A 19,567-nucleotide genomic window follows, 5' to 3' on the forward strand; every position below is an offset into this window, starting at 1 on the left:
ATGTCGGATCACGCAACAAAATTCAAGCGAGAACCCGCGGAGCAGCGCAAAGAGGCGCTGATCCAGGCCACGCTGTCTTTGATCGCTGAGCAAGGTTTGCAAGGTGCGACCGTTCGGGCGATTGCCGAGCGGGCCAGTGTAACTCAGGGTCTGATCCGGCACTATTTTTCTTCGAAAGAAGATTTAATTACAGCAGCTTATGACTTTCATATGCGGCGACTGACGGATATGACGTCGGCCCCTGCAGACGGAGATTATAGCACAGCTAGATTGCGGCTGGCGACGTTTGTAACGACCGGGTTGACCCATCCGGTGGTCGATCCGGGGTCAGTGTCCCTATGGGCGGGCTTTTTGAACAAAGTTCTGGCGGACGACAAAATGCAGGCGATCCATGAACAGACATATCGGGATTTTCGTGACCGCTTGGAATCACTCATTGCTGATGCGCTGAACGAGGTAGGCATACCAGCCAGCCCGGCGGAACTGCGCAGGTTGGCTATCGCATGCAACGCCGTGGTCGACGGCTTGTGGATGGAAGGCGGCGCCCTGCCATACGCCTTTGAGCCGGATGAGCTGCCCGAGATTGGGCTGGCATCGGTTGGGGCAATTATCGGTGTTGAATTGACGGATCTTGAGCAGAGGCAGACATGAAGAAAACAGCGATTACCGAACGCCTTGCCGGCCTGGGTGGCGCCAAATGGGAAGTTTATCTCAAGGCCAAGGAACTTGTCGAGCAGGGGCAGGATATCATCGAATTGACCATTGGCGAGCCGGATGTGCCAACGCCCGCCGAACTGGTGGAAAGCGCTGTGGACGCTTTGCGCGCCGGGCGTACTAACTACTCCAATGGGCGTGGTGAGGCTGGACTGCGCTCTGCACTGGCCGATCGTTATTCGGCCAGATCCGGGCGCACGATCACGGATAATCAAGTGCTGTGTTTTCCAGGCACCCAGACCTCGCTTTTTACCGTCCTGATGGGCGTGGCCGAGGCGGGTTGTGAGGTGCTGGTGGGCGATCCGATGTATGCAACCTATCAAGGTGTGGTACGCGCAAGCGGTGCGGATATTGTGCCGGTACCATTGCGGCCGGAAAACGGTTTTCGTATTTCTGCGGATGATATCGCGGACAGGATTACCGCGAAGACCACTGCGCTTTTGTTGACCACACCGCATAATCCTACCGGGTCGATCCTGACACGCGAAGACATAGACGCAATCGGCAAGCTGGCCATCGAGCATGATCTATGGATCATTTCTGATGAGGTTTATGAAGAACTGATCTTTGACGGATCTGTGTTTACCTCACCGCTGTCGCGGTCCGAGTTGGCGGATCGGGTGATCGTCGTCTCGTCGATATCAAAATCCCATGCCGCCCCCGGATTCCGCAGCGGTTGGTGCATTGGCCCCGAGGAATTTACCGCGCGCCTTTTGTCGCTGTCGGAAACCATGCTGTTTGGAAATCAGCCCTTCATCGCCGACATGACCGAGACGGCCATTCGCAACGGATCAACCGTGGCCGAAGGCATGGCGCAACGGTACGCCCGCCGCGCCTGGATGCTGAACGACAGGCTGCCGAACGAGACACATCTGCGTGTGCATCTTCCACAGGCAGGTATGTTTGCGATGATTGATGTCTCGGCCACCGGGATGAATGGAAACGAGTACGCCTTTCATCTGCTCGAACATGGCAAAGTCGCGGTGATGCCGGGGCCGTCTTTCGGTGACACGGTTGATAACTGGGTCCGTATCGCGCTGACGGTGGACGACGCGATCTTTACCGAAGCCTGTGACCGGATCGTTGCCCACGCGACCCAACTGCAACTGGAAAACGCATGACGAGCATTGGTGAGGCGCTGGTTGATCAACTGGTCAGGCGCGATGTGGATACCGTGTTTGGCATCCCCGGCGTGCATACGGTCGAACTGTACCGCGGGCTGGCCGCATCGGGCATTCGCCATGTCACCCCACGACACGAGCAGGGGGCAGGGTTCATGGCTGATGGTTATGCCAGGGTATCCGGCAAGCCCGGCGTTGCCTTTGTGATTACCGGCCCCGGTCTGACCAATACACTCACGGCGATGGGGCAGGCTCGGGCAGACAGCGTTCCGATGCTGGTTGTGTCTGGGGTCAACACGTTGTCCAGTCTTGGCAAAGGGCTTGGTCACTTGCATGAGTTACCGGATCAACGAGCGATGGCGCGAACAGTCGCTCTGTCATCGGACCGAGTTGAAAAGTCAGTTGAACTAGCAGCCGCATTGGACTGCGCCTTCGCCCCGTTTCAATCCGGTCGCCCAGGGCCAACACATATCGAAATCCCGCTAGACGTTGCGGGGGACGAGTTTGCTGGTCCGACCGATTCTGCGAAAGGTCCCGTCGATAAGTCTCTTGATCCGGCGCTTCTTGACCGTGCTGCCAAGCTACTGGGGTCGGCAAAAGCGCCGGTCATTCTGGTCGGCGGCGGTGCGCGCAGCGCGGGCAGGCCGATCCGGCAGCTGGCCGAAGCGCTGGATGCGCCGGTTGTTCAAACCGTGAATGCGCGCGGGTTGATGTACGATCACCCGTTGAGCGTGCCTGCAAGCCCAAGCCTGAATTCAGTGCGCGCTTTGATTGAACAGGCCGACGTGGTTCTGGCTTTGGGGACTGAGCTGGGCCAGACGGACTACGATATGTACGCCACCGGCACGATGGCTGAAATGCCATCCCTGATCCGTTTGGACCTATGCCCCGATCAGCTGAAGCGCCACGCGGCGGACATCGCCATTGTTGGTGATGCGGCGATGGCAGCGGCCGAGCTTGTGGATCGGTTTGCCGCATCGCCCAAGTCGGCAAACGGTGCCGCGCGCGCGGCTACTTCGCGGCAGAACGCGGTCGAAGAAATCGGGCCGGAAATGCAGGCGTTACTGGCAATGCTGAACGCCATGCGCGATGCAGTCCCTAACGCGATCATGGTGGGCGATTCTGCTTATCCGATCTATGCAGGAAACCTGTACTACGATCATGATCGGCCCGGCGGGTGGTTCAACGCCGCGACCGGGTTCGGAGCGCTTGGATATGGCATACCCGCCGCGATCGGCGCTGCATTGGCGGACCCTGACGCTCCGGTCATTTGTATCGCAGGCGACGGCGGGGCGCAGTTCAGCCTTCCTGAGCTGATGTGCGCCGTTGATGAAAAACTGCCGATCACCTTCGTGATCTGGAACAACCACGGTTATCAGGAAATCGCCACATCAATGCAGGCGGTCGGTGTGACTGTGCTGGGATGCGATCCGACCCCACCGGATTTTGAAAGCGTCGCCCGGTCGTGCGGCATGCCGTTCTGGCGCACTGGCCCCGACCCGTTGGACGTGGCCCAAGCTATGTCGTCTGCACAATCCCAAGATGGCCCGCGGCTTGTTGAAATCCGCGCGCCCAACCAATCACACTCTTGATGAAAAGTGAGACCGAAAATGACTGACCCGACCTATGAATTCTCGCGCGCGATCACCCGTCGCCCAGCAGCGTCCATCACCGATGGTCTGCGTGCAGAAGATATCGGTACGCCGGACCTAGACCGAATGCTTGCATCTCATGCGCATTATGTTGAAACCCTCAAGAAAACCGGAGCAGAGGTTATCGAACTGGCTCCCCTTGAGACGTATCCGGATGCCGTCTTTGTCGAAGATACCACACTGTGTCTTCCTCAGGGTGCGGTGATGATGCGCCCCGGTGCACCCAGCCGCATGGGTGAGGTGGCCGAGATGGAGCCGACAATCCGCGGCGTTTATGACGAGGTTCGGCAGATCGCTGGGCCCGGCCATATTGAAGGCGGGGACATTCTGGTAACGGGTCGCGAAATTCTGGTTGGCCGGTCAGATCGGACCGATGCGGCCGGTGTCACAGAGCTGACCGAAATCGTTTCCGACTGGGGCCACACCGTACGCGAGGTTTTTACACCACCGGGCGTGTTGCACTTCAAAACGGATTGTTCGTTGCTGGATGGGGAAACCATCCTGTCCACGAAGCGGCTGGACGCATCCGGCTGCTTCGAAGGGTATCGGGTTCTGCATGTGGCAGAAGGCGAAGAAGCCGCTGCAAACTCGATCCGGTTCAACCAATTTGTCCTGGCTCCGGCCGGCTTCCCGCGTACCACCGAGATGTTGCGCCAGAACGGTTATGATGTGGTCGAAATCGACAATGTGGAATGCGCCAAACTGGATGGCGGAATGTCATGTCTGTCGCTGAGATTCTGACCTGGTTCGCGACGATTCAGAACCGACTAACCTTGAACCAGCCAAATGCGTCCTGCTGCAACCAAAGAAAGAGTAGGCGCATTTTGGCGTGATTAAGGTTAGCCGCTTCAACCACTTGGATATTCATTCGAAATAGTATGATCCCTACCCAGTGGGTGTAGCTTTGCACCAGTTTCGCGCAGTATTTCTTTTGCACCCAAATCCCATCTCGCCCGTGCTTGCCGGGTTGTGTATGACTTGGGCAAAGAAGTTATGGCAGGAAATACATGTCTCAGGCGCTCACCGTATTCACGACGATGAAGAACGAAGGCCCCTATATGCTGGAATGGGTCGCATTCCACAAAACACTGGGAGTCGATCACTTTGTGATCTTCACCAATAGCTGTGAAGACGGCACGGATGCCATTGCCCGCAGGCTGCAGGAATTGGGTCTTGCCACACATGTACCGAACGAGGTCAAAGAAGGGGGAAACCCGCAGCACCAGATGCTAAGGCGCGCGCGGCGTCAGCCCAAAGTGAAAGAGGCCGACTGGCTGATGTGTCTGGATGTTGATGAATTCTGGAACATCCGCTGCGGTGACAACAGCTTTGCGGCGCTGATCGCAGAAACCGAACAGCGGGCCGGAAAGCCGGTGGATGCGATCTCATTCGCGTGGAAATTGTTTGGTAGTTCGGGGAATATCAGCTTTGAAGACAAACCTGTGACCGAGTCCTTTTCGATGGGGGATCAGGAATTCCCGTATCATTCCGGCCGGGCCTATGGTCTGAAAACCCTGTTTCGTAACAACGGAAAATTTACGCGGTTCGGCCCGCATCGCCCGAAAGGGGTCGAAGAAGGGAAAGAAAGCGAAATCGCTTGGTCCGATGCCGGTGGCAGGCTGTTTCCGTCCGAGAAGGTTGGGTGGCGCGCATGGCGGAAATTTGATCATTCGCTGGGGCGGATTCATCACTATTCCGTCCGGTCTTTGGATGGGTTTCTGGTAAAAAGGGATCGGGGCCGGACCAATCATATCCGCGTAGACCAAGGGCAAGCCTATTGGCAGGACATGAATGCCAACAAAGAAACAGATCACTCGATACTGCCAGCAGCGCATCGCGCGGCCCCATTGCTGGCCGAACTGAAAGCCGATGAAGAACTCGGCCGCCTGCACGCGAAGGCATGTGACTGGCATCGCGCCAAGATATCAGAGATCAAGTTGCGGCCTGACTGGGTGGATTTCCGCCTCTGGCTTGCGGAAAATCTGGTCTGATCACCATGGCAGAAGACCTTTCAAAAGAGCAGCTCAAGCCTGATCACCCCGATCGTAAGACGGGGTATGAACGGATTCTGACAGACCCTGCGCCCCCTTGGTTTGTCGAGCTGTATCCAGGTGGGGACGGGACCGGGTTTCTGCAAAAGCTGAACAGACACTCGGTTTTGTTTCACCAAAGGTCTGCGTCCCGGCTTGTGGTCAGCTTTGACAACATTGCCAATGCCAACGACCTGTCTTTTTCCCGCGAACCCTGGGGCTGGAAGTTCTTCCGTGACGAAGGCTGGTCCCATATGGGGATATTTGCGCGGACCAAAGCCTGGTACCGCGATCCCGAGATCATCTCGTATTTTCAGACCCAAGCGGATCAGGGTTTTTTTGCACAGTTTGATCAGGTTGTGTTTGCGGGCGCTTCGATGGGCGGATTTGGAGCGCTGACATTCTCGGCCCTTGTTCCCGGCGCCAATGTCATCGCTTTCAATCCGCAGACAACGCTGGATGAACGGCTGGTCCCGTGGGAGACCCGGTATCGGTTCGGGCAGGTGCAAGACTGGGATCTTCCCTTTAGCGATGCCACGCAAACCGTTGAAAATGTGGGGAAGGCCTACGTTTTCTATGATCCCTTTTTTGATCTTGATCGCCAGCAGGTGACTCGATTGAAAGGCGATAATGTCGTGCTGCTGAAGACATGGTTTTCAAACCATTTCGCGGCCCCGATGCTGCGCAAATTGGATATACTGAAGCCGGTTATGCTCGAGGCGATGGACGGCACACTGGAACCCCAGGCCTATTACCGGATGATGCGGGCGCGGCGGCGACTGCCTTTGTATATGCGTGGGATCGAGGCGATTGGCGGCGAACGTCACCCACAGCTTGTTGCGCAAGCAAGGCAGAGGTTCCGACGGCTGCGGCGCGCAGCCTTGGCCGAAGCAGCCTCATGAAGCCCGAAAAGGGGGTCTTTATCGGCCAGCGCAAAGACCGGATGGGTGCCCGGTTGCTGATGATGCTGACCTGCATCCGGTTGGCCGAGGATTTTGACACCAGCTATCGGGTCAACTGGTTTCCCAAAGGTGCGGATGCGCCAGAGCTGGACCAGCCGCAAGAATTGTTCTCACAAGAGTGGATGGATGAGCATTTCCTGAGCACCGAATCCTTTGATGCTCTAGGCGAGAACTCCCTGCCGATATGGTCGTTTCAGGGCGATGCGACACCGGATCGGCTGATATCCCATCTGAATACCGGCCGCTCTGTTGTCGTCGAGGAAGGCTTTGAGGTTCTGGCCTTTCAATGGGAAGATATCGAGCAGATCCGTCCCCGGTACCGAGAGTTCATCCATCGGATCGGGTTCACGGATGAAATCCGGACGATCATGGAAAAGGCAGATGTCAAACTAAGTGGCAAGGGGGTGTCGGCCTATCACATTCGCCGTGGCGACATCCTGAATGGCCTGCCGTGGAAGCATACGACCTGGCCGGCAAAGATCGAACCGGAAGAACTGTATGCGGCGCATCTTGGAAAAAACGCAGGGTGTGCCGCGATCATGTTTTCAGATCAGCCCGAGCTTGTGGCCCGATTCCAAGTGCAGTTTCCGCACCTTATGCAAATGTCAGATATCGCGGATCTTTCCAGTCTGACCCGTGCACAACGAGACTTTCTGGAGCTCTATACCATGTCGCGCGCGGATCAGTTGATAGCGCCGTACGTTTCCGCCTTTTCCATGGCAGCGGCGCGAATTTCAGGGCAGCAGGGAAAAGTTTTTCGCGATGTTTTGAACGAAGATGAAGTCAAACGCGCCAACGAACAAGTGATCGCACGCCTGCACCGCGGTCCAGAAGAATTTCTGAATCTCTCAGAAGCCGCTCATATCTATGCCAAGGCTTCGTTTTATCTTCATGGTTTGGGCGCGGGAGATCGGGCCGAAGAGGCATTGGAACTGGTGCAGCCGTTGATGGATGCAGGTTCGGATAATGCATTCCTTCCACTTCTTCAGGCGTTGAATTACTTTTATCTGAATCGTTGGGCCGAAGCGTTAGAGATGACTGAAGCAGCCTTCGAAAACCCGCATATCTGGCCCGAAGATTTTGCTGTCGTAACTGCACTTCAAGCCGCGATATTTGGAGGGCAGAAGAAACGCTGGAAGGCTGCGCAGGTGTTCAGCAGGGCGTTTTGGACAAAACCAATGCGCCCGGATGTCATCATATTTGGCTCTCGGCTTTTGTATCGTGAACAGATTGCGCAGCGCGCAATGCCGCCAATGGATTGGGTGATGCAGAAGGCTGTTCGGAGGCCTTGGTTCAACTACAATGCGCACGTTGCGCAGAGGAAGGTACTGGGTCGCCCGCCCTGTAATTTCGACCTGATCCTATTGGATTGGGCTAGTCTGTCCGTAGATCAAAGGGCGCGCCGTCTAACCTCCAACCGATCCCGCTTGCAGACTTTGGCTGACGGGCTAGAAAGCTCAACTCAGTTGCCCGAGGATGTTCGCATTTCCCGCGAAGACCCGCGCTTTGAAGGGGTGCAATCTTTGCTGCGTTTGCATTTGGGAGATACATCTTTGGCGCAGTCTTTGGATATTGCGCGGAAAGTGGCCAAGCGCCTTCCGGATAACCCGTTATACTTAAAGCGACTGGCCGAACTGTATGAGAAAGATGGAGATTTTGCAAACGGAAGGCTGGCCATGGCAGATGCGTTGGCCTGTGATCCGGGCAACCCATTTCTGGTCTTTGCGATGGGGCAATACCTTGAAAGGAACGGGGCCGAAGAACAGGGGCAAAACCAAATTATTCAGGCTGCGGAACTGGATGACAATACAGCGGCGATTCAAGGCGAGGCCGGCAGGATATATCTGCAACGAGGTGAAAAGCAGAATGCGCGCGTTCATCTTTCCAAGGCCCACGCGCTGTGCCCAACCCTTAAACGATATTCCAATCAGCTGAAACGTGCAGGTGGAAAATTGACGGATTTCTCTTGGTGACCGGCTTGAATACCGGTAGTTTGCGGTCAAAATCTTAAACAAATCTCCGATACCACCGGGGCAATGAAAACAAGCAGGGCAGTCAGGTATGGCCGAACAGGATCCTCGATATATCAGCGTTACCCCTATGAAGAACGAAGGACCATTCGTTCTTGAATGGATCGCCCATAATCGTGCCATTGGTGTGGACCAGATTGTGGTCATGACCAATGACTGTACCGATGGTACAGATGCCTTGCTGCAGCGATTGCATGACCTTGGCATTGTCACGCATGTCGACAACAACTCGAGACGTCAGACCAGCCCGCAAAAACGCGCCTATAACGCCTTTCTGAAAATGGAAGTGGCCCGTCCACAGGATTGGGTGATCGTTATCGACGCGGATGAACATATTAACGTCAGAACCGGCGACCATACATTGCGTGCGCTGACGGGTGCCATGCCGGATGCAAAAACGATTTCAATGACTTGGCGTCTATTCGGAAACGCCGGCATTGTTCGGTACGAGGACCGTTTCCTGTCGGATCAGTTTCGCCAAGCTGCACCTGAGCGTATTTTTCGACCGCCGCAAGCTTGGGGCTTTAAGACCATGTTCCAACGCGGCCTGTGGGATGCGCTCGGTGTCCATCGACCGAAAAGGCCGACCGTTGAAACGATGGAAGAATGCCATTGGTACAACGGATCCGGTCAACCGATGCCCGAAAGGTATTTTACTGCCAGTTGGCGATCGGCGCGGGACTCCGTCGGGTACGAGCATGTTCAGATCAATCACTATGCTTTGAAATCCTGTGAAAGTTATCTGGTCAAGAAAATGCGTGGTCGGGCCCATCATCTGGGGGAAAGCCTTGGGATGGAATATTGGAACATGATGAACCAAAACGCCGAAACTGAGACCTCGATCGACACAATCCTCGATCGGAAACGGGCTTTGTATTACGAAATGCTGTCAGACGCTGAGACGGCCCGCCTGCACCATATGACCTGCGATCTGCATCGCCAACAGGTTGCCCAGTTGCGCGAACAACCCGAGATGCAAGACCTCATGCGTCAGATGACCGCCGGGTTCTCAGCCAAGGCCGAGACCTGAGGTCGCTTGGCGAATAGGAACGTTTCATGCTCTGGCTACACATAGGAATGCCCAAGACTGGGTCGACTGCGTTACAGGGGTTTGTTCGCAAAAACGGTCAAGTGATGGCTGGGGCCGGATTACACTATATGGAAACGGGCCGCAGGCGAACCGAGGGGCAGGGGCGTCTGGCCAGCAGTCATAACCTGATTGCCTTCCACATGAACCAAACCGAACAGCCGGTCACCGCCCTGCGCGAAGCGATGGCAAGGGAATATGCTGAGCATGAGGATAAGGCATGCTTGGTATCGTCTGAGATGTTGTACTCAGTCGATCTGCACAAACTGGCCGAGATTTTCGCTGAGATCCCCGCGCGTGAGATGAGGATTGCTTTCTACTGCCGTAGATATTCTGACTTTTTCGAAGCCGACTACAAACAAAGGGCAAAGAACGGCAGGCTTGCCGGGGGCGGTTCTGAATATATTCGTACCCAGCTGGACGAGATACGTGCGCATCCTGAGCGTTTCAGCTTTGCCAGTGCTGCGGCTCAGATAAGGTCAGCTTTTCCGGGCGTCTCGTTGGTGCCTATGCTGTATGAGCGCTCTGAAATGGCTAATGGCAACATTATCGATGATTTTCTGGATCGCATCGGCGTCCAACTGCCCTTGGACAGCAAGACCGAAACATCGTCCAATCCTTCGCATTCAAGAGCCGCGTGTGAGGCGTTTGGTGTGGTCACTAGGGCTATGGGACGCAAGAAAAGTCGTCAGTTGCGACGTCGGGCTGTCGATGATCCCGTGATGATGCGTAAGAATGATGTGCTTGAACCGGATGAACGCGCCTGGCTGGACGCGTTTATGGCAAATGAAGATGTGAGTTTTCATCAAGAGTTTTTTCCCGACCGGACGCAGCTTTTTGCCCCTGTCAGGTTGAGCATGCATGATCAGTCGTTTCGCCGGGACACAGCCGCGGAATATCAGGCGCTGCGCCAGGCATCCGAGATCGTGTTTCGCATGGCGCTAGAGGGTTAAGCCCTTATTCGACGGTAATTTCCTGGCGCTGCCGGCCAGTGGTTTTGTCAAAGAGCAGGATGCGATTGTCATCAGTCACAACCGCAAACCAGTTGTTTCCAATGGTGACCGCCTGCGCTGTTGCGCCATCGGGCAACTCAACCTGATCGGGCAGGGTGGGGGTCCGGTCCGATAGCCGGATGACAATCAGTGCGAATGTCACTAGAACCCCGCCAATCATCACCGCGGTCAGCAGCATGACCATTCTCCGCAGCAGGCGAAGCTGCGGCGTTTCCTGCGGTTCTTGGGGTTCGGAAGGGACAGTCATGGGCACTCGCCAGATTGAGTTTCAAATCGCGGCCGATCCGCCGCCCCGCCTTGATAAGGCGCTTTCCCGCGATGTGCCAGCGGGGGAAAGCCTGTCGCGGACCCGATTGGGGAAGTTAATCGAAGAGGGGGCCGTGATGATCAACGGAACCGCCACCCGCGACCCCAAGGCCAAGGTGGCCGAAGGCGCAGTGGTGGCGATCACCGTGGCCGAGGCCGAAGACAGCCATATCGGCCCCGAAGACATCCCGCTGGAGGTCGTGTTCGAGGATGCCGACCTGATCGTGATCAATAAACCGGCGGGTATGGTTGTGCATCCTGCGCCGGGTTCTCCGAACGGGACATTGGTTAATGCGTTGTTGCATCACTGCGGTGATGACCTGTCCGGTGTGGGCGGGGTCAAACGCCCCGGCATTGTGCACCGTATCGACAAGGAAACCAGCGGGTTGCTGGTGGTGGCCAAATCCGACGCGGCCCATCACGGGCTTGCCGCGCAGTTCGAGGCGCATAGTGTCGAACGCTATTATCGTGCCATTTGTTACGGTGTCCCGGATGCCAATGATCCCCGGTTGCGCGGTGTCAAAGGTGTCAGTTTTGAACCCGGAAATATCATGCGGATCACCACTCAGCTGGCCCGTCACAAAACAGACCGGCAACGGCAGGCCGTGCTGTTTCACGGTGGGCGCCACGCTGTCACGCGCGCCCGTCTGGTCGAAACGTTTGGGGCCCCGCAAGGGCTGGCTCTGATCGAATGCTGGCTGGAAACAGGCCGCACGCATCAGATTCGGGTTCACATGACCCATGCCGGTCATGGTCTGGTCGGTGATCCGGTTTATGGGGGCAAGCGGAAACTCGCAGCTAAAGCCTTTAGCGCGTCTGCCGCAGAGGCCGTACGAGACTTTCCTCGTCAGGCGCTTCATGCTGCGGTTTTGGGTTTTGAGCACCCGATTTCAGGTGAAAACCTTCGCTTCGAGGCTGTGTTGCCGGATGATATGGAAAATCTGATTGAACAGCTGCGCACACCGCTGACATAATAAGCAAAGTTACGTGAATAACGTTTTCTTAGGTTTCCTTTATCAAACGTTAATTTCAAACTGTTAACGGTACCTCTTGAACGGATCGGGACGACCTCCCATATCCATGTTAACGACTTAAACATTTGTCGGAGGGACAAGAAACATGGCCAATTACGCAAATCTCCCCGCGCCGACGCCGGAAGGCGGGCTGAACCGCTATATGCAGGAAATTCGTAAGTTTCCCCTGCTGGAGCCAGAAGAAGAATACATGCTGGCCAAAAGCTGGGTTGAGAAGCAAGATACTGAAGCTGCACATAAAATGGTGACCTCCCACCTACGGTTGGCGGCCAAGATCGCTATGGGTTATCGCGGTTATGGGCTGCCACAGGCCGAAGTGATCTCCGAGGCCAATGTCGGTCTTATGCAGGCCGTGAAACGGTTTGACCCGGAAAAAGGATTCCGGCTGGCGACCTATGCCATGTGGTGGATTCGCGCCTCGATTCAGGAATACATTCTGCGGTCATGGTCTTTGGTCAAACTGGGTACAACCTCGGCGCAGAAAAAGCTGTTTTTCAACTTGCGCAAAGCAAAGGCACGCATCGGTGCGCTTGAAGAGGGCGACCTACGTCCGGAAAACGTGGCCCGGATCGCAAATGACCTTGGTGTGACCGAAGCAGAAGTGATCAGCATGAACCGCCGGATGTCCGGTGGCGACGCCTCTCTGAATGCGACCGTCGGGTCCGAGGGCGAAGGCACCATGCAATGGCAGGACTGGCTTGAGGACGAGGATGCCGATCAGGCGGGCGATTATGAGGCCCGCGATGAGCTCGACGCCCGCCGCGAGCTGTTGGCGGCTGCTCTTGAAGTTTTGAATGACCGGGAAAAAGACATTCTGACCCAACGCCGCCTGATGGATCAGGCCGTCACACTGGAAGAGCTGAGTACGCAGTATAATGTCAGTCGCGAACGCATTCGCCAGATTGAAGTCCGCGCTTTTGAGAAACTTCAGAAGAAGATGCGTGAGCTTGCCCGCGAAAAAGGGATGCTGGCCACAGCCTGACCTCTTCGTTATTTGAACGGGCCCGGTGCGACATTGGTCGCGCCGGGTTTTCTATTTGTGTTAGCGCTAATGACACTCGGACTGAGGGCGATTACAACAGACCGGATCAAAGCCATAGGGGGTGTCCATGATGCAGAATCCGGTGAATTGGGGCGTATTGGGAGCTGCGAAATTCGCGCGGCAATATATGGCCCCTGCAATCCACGCAGCTGAGGGCGCGCGTCTGGCAGGCCTTGCGACATCCGACCCGGCCAAAGCTGAACCGTTTCAGGCCTTTTGCCCGGATTTGACGGTCTATGACAGCTATGATGCGTTGCTGAACGACCCGCAGATTGAGGCCGTTTACATCCCGCTGCCCAACCATTTGCATGTCGAATGGAGCCTCAAGGCACTGGACGCCGGTAAGCATGTGCTGTGTGAAAAGCCGATGGCGATGACGGTGTCCGAATTTGCCCCATTGATCAACAAACGGGATGAGACCGGATTGTTGGCGGCCGAGGCTTATATGATCGTCCAACACCCTCAATGGAAGTTTGTACGCAAGCTGATCGCCGACAAGGCGATCGGGAATTTGGCCCATGTGACGGGTGCGTTCAGCTTTGACAGCCGGGCGGATACGGCAAACATTCGCAACCGGGCTGAGACCGGCGGAGGTGGGCTGCGTGATATTGGCGTCTATGTGATTGGCAGCGCGCGCTTTGTCACCGGGCAGGAGCCTGTTCAGGTCGAATCCGCCATCCGGTGGGAGGATGGGGTCGACGCTTTTACCGAGATTCGCGCTCAATTCCCGAATTTCACCTATTCCAGCTATGTCTCGATCCGAATGCATCCGCATCAAGAGATGGTGTTTCATGGCGACCGCGGCATGATCCGGCTGACTGCGCCGTTCAATCCGCGTGTGTTCGGAGAGGCGCGTGTCGAATTGCACCGCCCCGGCCTGGAAATACAGGTCACACGTTTCCCTGCGGACGATCACTATAAGCTGCAGGTCGAAGCTTTTTGTCGGTCGGTCCGTGAGGGTGCCGAATATCCGTGCCCGCTTGAGTTTTCACGCGGCACGCAGGAAGTGATTGACCGTGTGCTGGAGAATGCAGTGGCGCTGCCATGACTTGCCACGCTTCTTGAACCGCTGCAAAATCGGCTAACACCTTTACAGGAGGCATCCCGATGGCAGGTGGCTGGGCGCGCGACGGCGCAGTAAGCGAACAGATCGAGGCATCCATTTCGGATGAGCTGGCCCGAATGCAGGCCCAGAAACGGCCCGTAGGCGAAAGCCTGACCCATTGTGCCGAATGCGAAGAACCAATCCCCGAAAAGCGCCGCACAGCACTGCCTGGCGTGAAACTGTGCCTCGAGTGCCAGCAAGAACGTGACGGGGCGCACAAAATGCGCGGCGGTATCAACCGGCGCGGGTCGAAGGACAGTCAGTTGAGGTGAGTTTATTATGTTTGCTTTGAGCCCAAAGTAGAGGATGCTGCTTTTTGCTCGAATGCCCATTTGACGCAACGTTGACCAGACCACGAAACTCATCTAGTGACGCGTTCAATCTGAGGAGTGCCCTGTCAGTGATCAAGTAATTTCCACGCTGCACGAAGCTAACTGGCTTCATTGGAAATCATTGTACAGGAGCAGCAGATGCATCCCATTATCTATGACGTCGCCGTATCGCTTGACGGGTTTATCTCTGGGTTGTCTGGAGACATTTCGAAATTCGCCCATGAAGGGCCCGTTGTCGACGACTATGCCAATCGGCTTGAAGGCTACAAGACAGCAATCATGGGCCGGAAGACCTATGAGTTTGGCTATGAATACGGACTAGAACCCGGACAGAACCCATATCCGCACATGAACACGATTGTGTTCTCAAACACGTTTCAGTTGCCTGAGAAATCCGAGGTATCGGTTCTAAAGCGGCCAGATCCAGACGATATTCGGCAGATAGCCCGAGAATCTGATGGCCCGGTATATTTGTGCGGCGGAGGAGAGTTCGCAGGATGGATGCTCGTCGAAGGATTGATCGACAGGCTGATCCTCAAGCGAGCGCCGTGTATCTTGGGAACCGGAGTTGGATTGTTTGGCAGCAATACATCGGCCTTGAGCCTGTCTCGGACCAAAACCGAAATATATGAAAACGGGTATACTCTGGAAGAATTCGTAGGTGTCTGACGTCCCGAAGCGGACATTCGGACTATTCGTTCGTTTGTCCGCTAGCCGGACCTTGATGCCGTCTGAACCGACCCGGTGACCTACTGAAACCGTCAGATGACCGGTTCGAGCCCAAACCTACTTGTAAACTGTGTCAGTTGTGACAGTCATACACATATGACCCAAGAGCCAGAGAACACAGTCTATTTCTACGCGCAAACAGACGCCTACTCCGAGTTTTCGAACTTTGCGCCATATGGTGTCGCTTTTGGTGACCGGTGGTGGCGGACCGTTGAGCATTACTTCCAAGCAATGAAGTTTCACGATGAAGATTATCGCGAACGCATCAGAATTTGCGGAAAGCCAAAAGACGCTAAGGCGCTAGGTATGACAAGAAAAATCCAACTGCGAAGCGATTGGGAAGATATTAAAGAGGAAATCATGCTGGACGCAGTTAGACGCAAGTTCCAGACCCACGAGCTTCCGCGCGAACTGCTCCTATCTACGGGAAACGCACGCATTGCGGAGAATGCTCCAATGGATGCCTACTGGGGAATTGGACCTGACGGAGCGGGCCTCAATCGACTAGGAGAAATCCTCATGCAGGTGCGAGAGGAGCTACAAAGTGACTAGGTGCGTACGGCAGCAAAGTCCGCAAAGCAGACATCACCGTCTCCGCTTCAGGCGGCTTCAGCCCTCCATCGCCTCCAACTCGTCAATAAAGCCCGAGATCATCGACAGGCCTTTGTCCCAGAACTTGGGATCGCTGGCATCCAGACCGAACGGGGCCAGCAGCTCTTTGTGGTGTTTTGATCCACCGGCGCGCAGCATGTCGAAATACTTGTCCTCGAACCCGTCCGCGCCGCTTTCGTAGACGGAATAGAGCGCGTTCACGAGGCCATCACCAAAGGCGTAGGCGTAGACGTAGAAGGGCGAGTGCACGAAATGTGGGATATAGGCCCAGAACGTCTCATACCCTTCCATGAATTCAAATGCGGGGCCGAGGCTTTCGGCCTGAACGCTCATCCACAGGGCGTTGATGTCGTCCGGGGTCAACTCGCCCTCGCGGCGGGCGGCGTGCAATTTGCATTCGAAGTCATAGAACGCGATTTGGCGCACGACCGTGTTGATCATGTCCTCGACCTTGCCAGCCAGCAGAATCTTGCGCTGCTCAGGGGTTTCGGCCTTGTCCAGCATTTTGCGGAAGGTCAGCATTTCACCAAAAACCGAAGCGGTTTCGGCCAGCGTCAGCGGGGTGGATGACAGCATCTCGCCCTGATCGGCGGCCAACACCTGATGAACGCCATGGCCCAGCTCATGCGCCAGGGTCATCACATCGCGCGGCTTACCCAGATAGTTCAGCATCACATAGGGGTGGACGTCAGTTACGGTGGGATGCGCAAAGGCGCCCGGCGCCTTGCCCGGTTTCACCGCGGCATCAATCCAACCCTTCGAGAAGAACGGCGCGGCGATCTCACCCATACGCGGATCAAAGGCCTCATAGGCATCCATCACGGTTTTCTCGGCGTCATCCCAGCCGACAATCTGCGTGTCTTCCATCGGCAGGGGGGCGTTGCGATCCCAGACCTGCATCACGTCCAGACCCAGCCATTTGCGCTTTAGCTCGTAATACCGGTGGCTCAGTTTGGGATAAGCGGCCACGACCGCCTCGCGCAGGGCCTCGACGACCTCGGGTTCGACGTCATTCGACAGATGGCGACCAGTCTGCGCAGTCGGCATATTGCGCCAGCGGTCGACGATTTCCTTTTCCTTGGCCTGCGTGTTGTGAACGCGCGCGAAGGTCTTGACGTTGTCCTGAAACACGCGGGCCAATTCGCGAGAAGCCGCTTCGCGTTTGCTGCGGTCCTGCTCGGTCAGTAGGTTGAGTGTGCCTTCGATGTTCAACTCTTCTCCGTCAACATCAAAGGTCAAGCCCGCGATGGTCTCGTCGAACAGGCGTTCCCAGGCATCGCCAACAACACCCAGATCGTGCAGGAATTTTTCTAGCTCGTCAGATAGCTGATAGGGTTTCATTGCGCGGATGCGGCGGAATACGGGCTCGTAACGGGCCAGATCGGTGTTGGCGTCGAAATGCGCTTTTAGCGCGTCGTCGTCGAGGCGATTGATTTCCAGCGTGAAGAACACCAGCGGCGTGGTAAAGACAGTGATCTTTTCCTGCATGTCCGAGAGGAACTTGGCGCGCTCGGCGTCGGTCGTCAGCTGATAATAGCGCAGTCCGGCAAAGGACATGATACGCCCGGCGATCGAATTGATCTTTTCGTTCCGCAACACGCAGGTCAGCAAGCCCTGGGCATCAAGATCCGCCAAATTGCCTTCGTAATCTGCGGCAAAGGCGGCGCATTCGGTTTCCAACCAGTCCAGGTCACGCGCAAGCTCGGCCGCGTCTTCCGAAGCATAAAGATCCGTCAGATCCCATTCCGGCAGGTTGCCAAGATTATCGGCCCCGCCGACCGCGTTTGCGTCACGTACTGGAAAAGGAAGGTCGCGCATGGATCACCTCGAAAATCTGCTTTGGCAAACATCTAGGCGCGACCGGCGAGGATCACAAGCGGACAGTCAAAGGGAAAGCGCCGGTTCCAGGGGGTGATCCGTCTATGCAGCTTTGAAATGCGCGGCGATTTGGTCAAATGCAGGGTCGCGCACCTCTGGTGGTTCCATCAGGACTTCGTGTTCACCGTCTGGAATTTCGATCAACGTGCTGTTGGGCCAGTTTGCCATGCGTGCGCGGATGGCCTTGCGGTCCACAATCTGCTCGTGGGAGCCAAGATATGTCAGGCATGGAATGGCTGGGGCAGTCTGCACCATCAACCAGTCGCATTCATCTAATGCCTCGCGCAGCCAGATCGTCGACGGCGCACCAAGGGACAGTTCGGGATACTTGGCCAGATGATCCTGCATCATTTTGTACATGGCAGGATCGCGTGTCAGGCTATTGCCTTCGAAAGGCTGTGTCAGAACATAGCTGTCCAGTGATGTGGTTGGGGGCGTCTTTTCGCCAAACCCCAGTCGTGGGGCCCAATTTGCGGTCAACCGGCTGATGGGTTTCATAAGGGGCGTAAAGAAAATCCCCCACATCGGACCGGTAAAAACACAGGTAGCAAAACAATCGTTTTCCAAAACTGCCCGCAATCCAATGGCACCACCCATAGAGTGGCCGATAACATGCCAGGGCCTGGGCAGATCAAGCTTTGTGGCCAGCTCTAGCGACACATCTACGTCTTGCTGATAGTCAGTGAATTTATTGACATGGCCAACCCGCGGATCGTCAAGCAACCGGTCTGCCAATCCCTGACCCCGCCAGTCGATCACCAGCACGGCAAAGCCACGCTTGACGAATTCACTCGCTGCATCACCGTATTTTTCGATGTATTCAGTGCGACCGGGAAACAGCATGACAGTCCCGTTCGCTTTACCTTCGGGGCGCCAATGCGCCACGCGAATTCGGGTACCGTCGGCGGTGTTCAACCAATGTGCAACACCGCCAGCGGGGCCGCCAGCCACGTCTTCGAACAAAGGGGCCGACGGGTATTCCATCAGGCCAGGGCCGAGGCGAGTTTCATTGCCGCGCCCATGTCGCCGTCAATGCTCAGTTTTCCGGCCATGAAGGCGCTTGTCGGGTCCAGATCACCATTGAGAATTTGCTCGAACGTGTCCGCATCAGCGTTCAAAGTCACGTCCGTTTCTTCATCGCTGATGCGCGCGCCGCTTGCATCAACTACGATCGCGCCCAAATCCGCGATGGCAAATTTAGCCGATGCGTCGAAATCGCCGCCCGACAGTTTCTCATTCAGCACTGCTGCGGCTTTTTCCAATGAATCGCTCATGATCTTCCTCATTTTGTTAGTACGCCGTGAATGGACATCCTCGGTCGCAACGCTACACTGACACTTGTTATGAGCAATGCAATCAACAATCTCAAAGGTACCGTTGCGGCACTTTTTGTCCTAGTCATGTTTTCCTCCACTTGCCTTGCGCAGCAGGAGGATTCCCGCGACGAGGCCGAGTTGTTGCAGAACCTTGCGCAGGCCACACCGGACCAGGCGACTGGAATCGACCGCCAGTTACGGGCGCTCTGGTCGCAATCTGGTTCGGCCTCCGCCGATCTGCTGCTGGAGCGTGGGCGCGAAGCACTGGATGATGGTGACACCTATGCCGCGATCGAGCATTTGACGGCCCTGACAGACCACGCGCCTGATTTCGCCGAAGGCTGGCACGCGCGGGCCTCTGCGTTTTTTGGGATCGAAAGGTTCGGGATGGCTGCCGCAGATCTGGAACATGCCCTGACGCTGAACCCGAATAACTATGAGGCCATCTACGGGCTTGGATTGATATTTGAGATTCTGGGTCAGCCCGAAAAGGCATTTGCGGCCTATTCCCATGCCTTGGCTATACATCCCCATTACGAAGAAGTAACCAATGCAGTGAATCGACTGAAAGCCCAGGTCGAGGGCTCGGCCCTCTGAGAACCGG

At 56.0% G+C, this 19,567-nt stretch carries 20 protein-coding genes; 16 read left to right on the forward strand and 4 right to left on the reverse strand.

From position 1 onward, the window contains the following. The 9 genes from AC2FJ5_RS11090 (at position 1) to AC2FJ5_RS11130 (ending at position 10,549) form a co-directional block, all read left to right on the forward strand. The gene (locus tag AC2FJ5_RS11090; protein WP_271946462.1) at positions 1 to 651 is read left to right on the forward strand and encodes a TetR/AcrR family transcriptional regulator; all 651 of its coding nucleotides are present in this window, start codon (positions 1 to 3) and stop codon (positions 649 to 651) included. Further along, complete coding sequence (locus AC2FJ5_RS11095; RefSeq protein ID WP_496793382.1) at positions 648 to 1,835, forward strand: pyridoxal phosphate-dependent aminotransferase; 1,188 nt, start codon at positions 648 to 650, stop codon at positions 1,833 to 1,835. Before AC2FJ5_RS11090 ends, AC2FJ5_RS11095 begins: the two co-directional genes overlap by 4 nt. Beyond that, the gene (locus AC2FJ5_RS11100; RefSeq protein ID WP_496793383.1) at positions 1,832 to 3,427 is read left to right on the forward strand and encodes a 5-guanidino-2-oxopentanoate decarboxylase; all 1,596 of its coding nucleotides are present in this window, start codon (positions 1,832 to 1,834) and stop codon (positions 3,425 to 3,427) included. Before AC2FJ5_RS11095 ends, AC2FJ5_RS11100 begins: the two co-directional genes overlap by 4 nt. A gap of 18 nt (positions 3,428 to 3,445) precedes the next feature. Further along, positions 3,446 to 4,228 carry a dimethylarginine dimethylaminohydrolase family protein gene (locus AC2FJ5_RS11105; RefSeq protein ID WP_271946472.1) on the forward strand — a complete coding sequence of 261 codons (783 nt, stop codon included), beginning with the start codon at positions 3,446 to 3,448 and terminating at the stop codon, positions 4,226 to 4,228. A 266-nt stretch (positions 4,229 to 4,494) separates the two neighbouring features. Further along, positions 4,495 to 5,478 (forward strand): glycosyltransferase family 2 protein, encoded by a 984-nt coding sequence (locus tag AC2FJ5_RS11110; protein WP_496709303.1) that lies wholly within the window; start codon positions 4,495 to 4,497, stop codon positions 5,476 to 5,478. Between the two features lie 5 nt (positions 5,479 to 5,483). Then, entirely contained in the window at positions 5,484 to 6,419 is a 936-nt protein-coding gene (locus tag AC2FJ5_RS11115; protein ID WP_496700091.1) for a hypothetical protein, read from the forward strand. Then, positions 6,416 to 8,452, forward strand: a complete 2,037-nt coding sequence (locus AC2FJ5_RS11120) for a hypothetical protein (protein ID WP_496793384.1) — start codon at positions 6,416 to 6,418, stop codon at positions 8,450 to 8,452. The genes AC2FJ5_RS11115 and AC2FJ5_RS11120 overlap by 4 nt, the downstream gene beginning before the upstream one ends. 88 nt (positions 8,453 to 8,540) lie before the next feature. Continuing rightward, positions 8,541 to 9,539 (forward strand): glycosyltransferase family 2 protein, encoded by a 999-nt coding sequence (locus AC2FJ5_RS11125; protein ID WP_271946483.1) that lies wholly within the window; start codon positions 8,541 to 8,543, stop codon positions 9,537 to 9,539. Positions 9,540 to 9,586: 47 nt separating this feature from the next. Then, positions 9,587 to 10,549 (forward strand): hypothetical protein, encoded by a 963-nt coding sequence (locus tag AC2FJ5_RS11130; RefSeq protein WP_496793385.1) that lies wholly within the window; start codon positions 9,587 to 9,589, stop codon positions 10,547 to 10,549. 4 nt (positions 10,550 to 10,553) lie between these two features. Here the strand turns inward: AC2FJ5_RS11130 and AC2FJ5_RS11135 are convergent, their stop codons facing one another. After that, a complete protein-coding gene (locus tag AC2FJ5_RS11135; protein WP_496793387.1) occupies positions 10,554 to 10,856 on the reverse strand; it encodes a DUF6476 family protein in 303 nt (100 codons plus the stop codon). Here AC2FJ5_RS11135 and AC2FJ5_RS11140 point away from each other — a divergent pair. From AC2FJ5_RS11140 to ybiA, 6 genes are all read left to right on the forward strand, one after another. Next, positions 10,855 to 11,889: an RluA family pseudouridine synthase gene (locus AC2FJ5_RS11140; protein ID WP_496793388.1), complete on the forward strand. Its 1,035-nt coding sequence runs from the start codon at positions 10,855 to 10,857 to the stop codon at positions 11,887 to 11,889. The genes AC2FJ5_RS11135 and AC2FJ5_RS11140 overlap by 2 nt on opposite strands. Positions 11,890 to 12,034: 145 nt before the next feature. Beyond that, complete coding sequence (gene rpoH / locus AC2FJ5_RS11145) at positions 12,035 to 12,931, forward strand: RNA polymerase sigma factor RpoH (RefSeq protein WP_142634432.1); 897 nt, start codon at positions 12,035 to 12,037, stop codon at positions 12,929 to 12,931. A 130-nt stretch (positions 12,932 to 13,061) separates the two neighbouring features. Further along, entirely contained in the window at positions 13,062 to 14,039 is a 978-nt protein-coding gene (locus AC2FJ5_RS11150; RefSeq protein ID WP_496793504.1) for a Gfo/Idh/MocA family protein, read from the forward strand. A 59-nt stretch (positions 14,040 to 14,098) separates the two neighbouring features. Next, entirely contained in the window at positions 14,099 to 14,368 is a 270-nt protein-coding gene (locus AC2FJ5_RS11155) for a DksA/TraR family C4-type zinc finger protein (RefSeq protein ID WP_281972270.1), read from the forward strand. 198 nt (positions 14,369 to 14,566) lie between these two features. Then, positions 14,567 to 15,097 (forward strand): dihydrofolate reductase family protein, encoded by a 531-nt coding sequence (locus AC2FJ5_RS11160; protein WP_496793390.1) that lies wholly within the window; start codon positions 14,567 to 14,569, stop codon positions 15,095 to 15,097. A gap of 156 nt (positions 15,098 to 15,253) precedes the next feature. Further along, a complete protein-coding gene (gene ybiA, locus AC2FJ5_RS11165; RefSeq protein ID WP_496788720.1) occupies positions 15,254 to 15,709 on the forward strand; it encodes a riboflavin biosynthesis intermediates N-glycosidase in 456 nt (151 codons plus the stop codon). Between the two features lie 57 nt (positions 15,710 to 15,766). Here the strand turns inward: ybiA and AC2FJ5_RS11170 are convergent, their stop codons facing one another. The 3 genes from AC2FJ5_RS11170 to AC2FJ5_RS11180 all read right to left on the reverse strand — a co-directional run bounded on the left by AC2FJ5_RS11170 (position 15,767) and on the right by AC2FJ5_RS11180 (position 18,921). After that, positions 15,767 to 17,587 (reverse strand): M3 family oligoendopeptidase, encoded by a 1,821-nt coding sequence (locus AC2FJ5_RS11170; protein WP_281994761.1) that lies wholly within the window; start codon positions 17,585 to 17,587, stop codon positions 15,767 to 15,769. A 102-nt stretch (positions 17,588 to 17,689) separates the two neighbouring features. Beyond that, positions 17,690 to 18,631, reverse strand: coding sequence for an alpha/beta fold hydrolase (locus AC2FJ5_RS11175; protein WP_496793391.1), 942 nt, complete (start codon positions 18,629 to 18,631; stop codon positions 17,690 to 17,692). After that, positions 18,631 to 18,921, reverse strand: coding sequence for an SCP2 sterol-binding domain-containing protein (locus AC2FJ5_RS11180; protein ID WP_142634424.1), 291 nt, complete (start codon positions 18,919 to 18,921; stop codon positions 18,631 to 18,633). Before AC2FJ5_RS11180 ends, AC2FJ5_RS11175 begins: the two co-directional genes overlap by 1 nt. 30 nt (positions 18,922 to 18,951) lie before the next feature. On the opposite strand from AC2FJ5_RS11180, the gene AC2FJ5_RS11185 reads away from it, so the two are divergent. Beyond that, positions 18,952 to 19,560, forward strand: coding sequence for a tetratricopeptide repeat protein (locus AC2FJ5_RS11185; protein ID WP_142634422.1), 609 nt, complete (start codon positions 18,952 to 18,954; stop codon positions 19,558 to 19,560). Positions 19,561 to 19,567: the final 7 nt, after the last annotated feature.

It is taken from the genome of Ruegeria sp. CDSA221 (assembly GCF_059611825.1).

Bases quoted from the DNA above. Each gene is read 5' to 3' on its own strand.
- AC2FJ5_RS11090 (WP_271946462.1), top strand. From the start codon at position 1: ATGTCGGATCACGCAACAAAATTCAAGCGAGAACCCGCGGAGCAGCGC.
- AC2FJ5_RS11170 (WP_281994761.1), bottom strand. From the start codon at position 17,587: ATGCGCGACCTTCCTTTTCCAGTACGTGACGCAAACGCGGTCGGCGGG.
- AC2FJ5_RS11135 (WP_496793387.1), bottom strand. From the start codon at position 10,856: ATGACTGTCCCTTCCGAACCCCAAGAACCGCAGGAAACGCCGCAGCTT.
- AC2FJ5_RS11175 (WP_496793391.1), bottom strand. From the start codon at position 18,631: ATGGAATACCCGTCGGCCCCTTTGTTCGAAGACGTGGCTGGCGGCCCC.
- AC2FJ5_RS11150 (WP_496793504.1), top strand. From the start codon at position 13,062: ATGCAGAATCCGGTGAATTGGGGCGTATTGGGAGCTGCGAAATTCGCG.
- AC2FJ5_RS11140 (WP_496793388.1), top strand. From the start codon at position 10,855: ATGGGCACTCGCCAGATTGAGTTTCAAATCGCGGCCGATCCGCCGCCC.
- AC2FJ5_RS11125 (WP_271946483.1), top strand. From the start codon at position 8,541: ATGGCCGAACAGGATCCTCGATATATCAGCGTTACCCCTATGAAGAAC.
- AC2FJ5_RS11155 (WP_281972270.1), top strand. From the start codon at position 14,099: ATGGCAGGTGGCTGGGCGCGCGACGGCGCAGTAAGCGAACAGATCGAG.
- AC2FJ5_RS11095 (WP_496793382.1), top strand. From the start codon at position 648: ATGAAGAAAACAGCGATTACCGAACGCCTTGCCGGCCTGGGTGGCGCC.
- AC2FJ5_RS11105 (WP_271946472.1), top strand. From the start codon at position 3,446: ATGACTGACCCGACCTATGAATTCTCGCGCGCGATCACCCGTCGCCCA.
- ybiA (WP_496788720.1), top strand. From the start codon at position 15,254: ATGACCCAAGAGCCAGAGAACACAGTCTATTTCTACGCGCAAACAGAC.
- AC2FJ5_RS11115 (WP_496700091.1), top strand. From the start codon at position 5,484: ATGGCAGAAGACCTTTCAAAAGAGCAGCTCAAGCCTGATCACCCCGAT.
- AC2FJ5_RS11110 (WP_496709303.1), top strand. From the start codon at position 4,495: ATGTCTCAGGCGCTCACCGTATTCACGACGATGAAGAACGAAGGCCCC.
- AC2FJ5_RS11160 (WP_496793390.1), top strand. From the start codon at position 14,567: ATGCATCCCATTATCTATGACGTCGCCGTATCGCTTGACGGGTTTATC.
- rpoH (WP_142634432.1), top strand. From the start codon at position 12,035: ATGGCCAATTACGCAAATCTCCCCGCGCCGACGCCGGAAGGCGGGCTG.
- AC2FJ5_RS11180 (WP_142634424.1), bottom strand. From the start codon at position 18,921: ATGAGCGATTCATTGGAAAAAGCCGCAGCAGTGCTGAATGAGAAACTG.
- AC2FJ5_RS11130 (WP_496793385.1), top strand. From the start codon at position 9,587: ATGCCCAAGACTGGGTCGACTGCGTTACAGGGGTTTGTTCGCAAAAAC.
- AC2FJ5_RS11120 (WP_496793384.1), top strand. From the start codon at position 6,416: ATGAAGCCCGAAAAGGGGGTCTTTATCGGCCAGCGCAAAGACCGGATG.
- AC2FJ5_RS11100 (WP_496793383.1), top strand. From the start codon at position 1,832: ATGACGAGCATTGGTGAGGCGCTGGTTGATCAACTGGTCAGGCGCGAT.
- AC2FJ5_RS11185 (WP_142634422.1), top strand. From the start codon at position 18,952: ATGGACATCCTCGGTCGCAACGCTACACTGACACTTGTTATGAGCAAT.